Source organism: Cytophaga sp., from assembly GCF_051961495.1.
Classification (GTDB): Bacteria; Bacteroidota; Bacteroidia; order Cytophagales; family Cytophagaceae; genus Cytophaga.
Map to the genome: position 1 here is coordinate 1 of NZ_JBQCDF010000003.1, position 2,618 is coordinate 2,618.

Below are 2,618 nucleotides of genomic sequence, written 5' to 3' on the forward strand. Positions count from 1 at the left end.
ATATAACAGCTAACATTAAAATATTATGAAAATTGTAACGAAAATATCAATAGCAGCGGCCATTGCAGTTTTAGTCGCTTTGAGCATGTCCTTTTTATTGAAGCCGGATTATACAAAAAGCTCCGTAGCCTTTAAAATAAAAAATGCGGGTATTGGTGTAGATGGCAGTTTTACCAAATTTGAAACCAGTATAGATTTTAACGAATCGGCCGGCGCGCCTAGTTCCATTAAAGCCACGATCGAAACGGCAACCATCAATACAGGCATCGAAGCGCGTGATAAGCATTTGAAAAAGGAAGAATTTTTTGACGTTGAGAAATATCCGAAAATTTCATTCGAAAGCACACAGATTCTTAAAACTACTTCGGGAAGTTTGATTGCTGAAGGTAAACTGACAATTAAAAATGTGACAAAAGATATAAAAATTCCTTTTACTTATACGGCTGCAACAGGGGTGTTTGAAGGTACTGTTACTTTAAACAGATTGGATTATGGCGTTGGCGGTAAAAGTATGACGATGGCAGATGAGGTGCAGGTCGCGATAAAAATTACCACGACGAAATAATTACGGCTTCGAGATCAGGATCAGACTGTGCTGATTCCCTCTGCAGGTATTGTAAAGCAGAATATTTTCTGGTTGCAGTGTTTCAGGAATTTCTAATAAAGCATTCAGACGGTTTGTGGTGAGCAGTTTCACTGCGATCCACAATGCCACTGCCGTAGCAGTAGAAAATTCACCCGTCAATTGTTTGTAATAGCCTACAGGTGTATTTGCCGGCAAGAGGCCGAGGCATTTTTCATAATATGCATCCAGGCGGTTATCACCATTTTTACCCGAAAGAATCAGATCTATCTTTTCTTTACCACTTACATGTTCCTGAATAAAATCCTGGATAGTTTTCTCAACAGCATTCAACTCAGCTGCATGCAGTGTTTTGATGGCACGGATAGAGGCCTGTGCGTTTTCTTTTGAGTTACTGACAAGAAACATCGCGGCACCCTCGCCGGCCATGCTTCCTGCGGAAGCTGTATGTAAGAGATCTTTGTTTGATACATCTTCTTTTTTATAACAGCCGGCAAGTGTATCAATGGTATAATTGTATTCGGAGATTTCATCTACACCGCCGATCAGGTAAGAACGTTCCGGATTTTCCTGCAGCAGCATCTCTGTATCAATCAATGCATTTTCAAATGCGAGTCCGCGGTGTACATGCGTAATATTATAACCTTTATTTGCGGTCATGATTCCCAATTGTCCGGCAATGGCATTGGTTGTGCTCTGTACAAAGTTTGTTGGAGTCAAACGTCCTTCTTCAAACTCGATTACCTGGTTCAGGAATTTGATACAGTCTTCAAGTCCGCCGTTGGCTGTGCCGATTACAATACCGTCAACCGGTTGCTGTGCAATAATCTGCATACCGGTTGCAATACCCATTTTTACTGCTTTGCCAAGGCGGCGTAAGGTATTGGGAGGGATCATGTCATAATTTGAACCACACGCGTAGAGTTTGTTGTTTATAGACTCTGTAAGCGAAGTTTCTGATGAATCAGAAAAAGCTTTTTGTGCGGAGATGCAGGATGACTGATGAATATAAAACATGCCGGTATTTATATTTCGGAGAAGATGAGAGAACTGCAATTGCCTGCGAAGCCAAATGAATTGGACATGACATGCCTTACCATACTTTTTTGAAAAGTCCGTAAAGGCTCCAATTCCAGCGTATCAATCGGATGAGTGAAATGCAACGAAGGATATAATTCCTGGTGCTGAATGGAAAGAATGCTGTATACTGCTTCAATGGCTCCGGCAGCACCAAGTGTATGCCCTGTATTGGATTTGGAAGATGCAAACGGAGGAACTTTTTCAAAGATTCGTTTCATAGCAATGCCTTCTACCAGGTCATTGTTTTCGGTACCTGTGCCGTGTGCATTGATGAAACTGATATCAGCAGGCTGCAGTTGAGCGTTCTTCAACGCTTCTGTCATAGCTGCGTACGGACCCTCACCTGTATCCGATAACGATGACGCATGATAGGCATCGTTTGCATTGGAATAGCCGGAAAGAATGGCGTATTTTTTTTTCTGTATACAATCTTCTTCACGCTCCAGTATGAGAAAAGCTGCGCCTTCACCAAGATTCAAACCGGAACGGTCCTGGTCAAACGGTTTGCATTGCTGAGAAGAAAGAATATGGAGTGCGTTAAACCCGTTGATGGTGAATTTGGCCAGACTGTCTACACCGCCAACGATGGCACGTTTGGCCTTGCCATGTTTTAAAAGCCTGGCCCCATACATGATGGCATTGGCGGAAGAAGAGCAAGCCGTATTAATGGTGTTGCAAATGCCGCGCATCTTATGCAGTTCCTGTAAATAAATCGTTACTGAGCCGAGATCATAGGAAGAAACATAAGGTGAATTCGCAGAACGCTTATTGGCATCGTTATACAACTCATCGGTCAGGCACATGCCGCCAACAGTATTACCGGTAATAAACGCGGTTGCTTCATCAGAAAGATCTTCCGCAGAAAGATTACTGTCGGCAATGGCCTGTTCAAAGGCATACTGTGCCAGCAGGCTGGTGCGTGTAATACCTGGAAAAGAAACACGCAGCTGATCTT

At 42.9% G+C, this 2,618-nt stretch carries 3 protein-coding genes; 1 reads left to right on the top strand and 2 read right to left on the bottom strand.

What is annotated here, in order from left to right:
- Positions 1-25 precede the first annotated feature (25 nt).
- Positions 26-565, top strand: coding sequence for a YceI family protein (locus ACTHJT_RS00180; RefSeq protein WP_440235511.1), 540 nt, complete (start codon positions 26-28; stop codon positions 563-565).
- On the opposite strand, the gene ACTHJT_RS00185 is transcribed toward ACTHJT_RS00180, so the two are convergent.
- Entirely contained in the window at positions 566-1,600 is a 1,035-nt protein-coding gene (locus ACTHJT_RS00185; RefSeq protein ID WP_440235512.1) for a beta-ketoacyl synthase chain length factor, read from the bottom strand.
- Between the two features lie 8 nt (positions 1,601-1,608).
- Positions 1,609-2,618 (bottom strand): beta-ketoacyl-[acyl-carrier-protein] synthase family protein (locus ACTHJT_RS00190; RefSeq protein ID WP_440235513.1); only part of this gene is annotated, 1,010 nt, incomplete at its 5' end.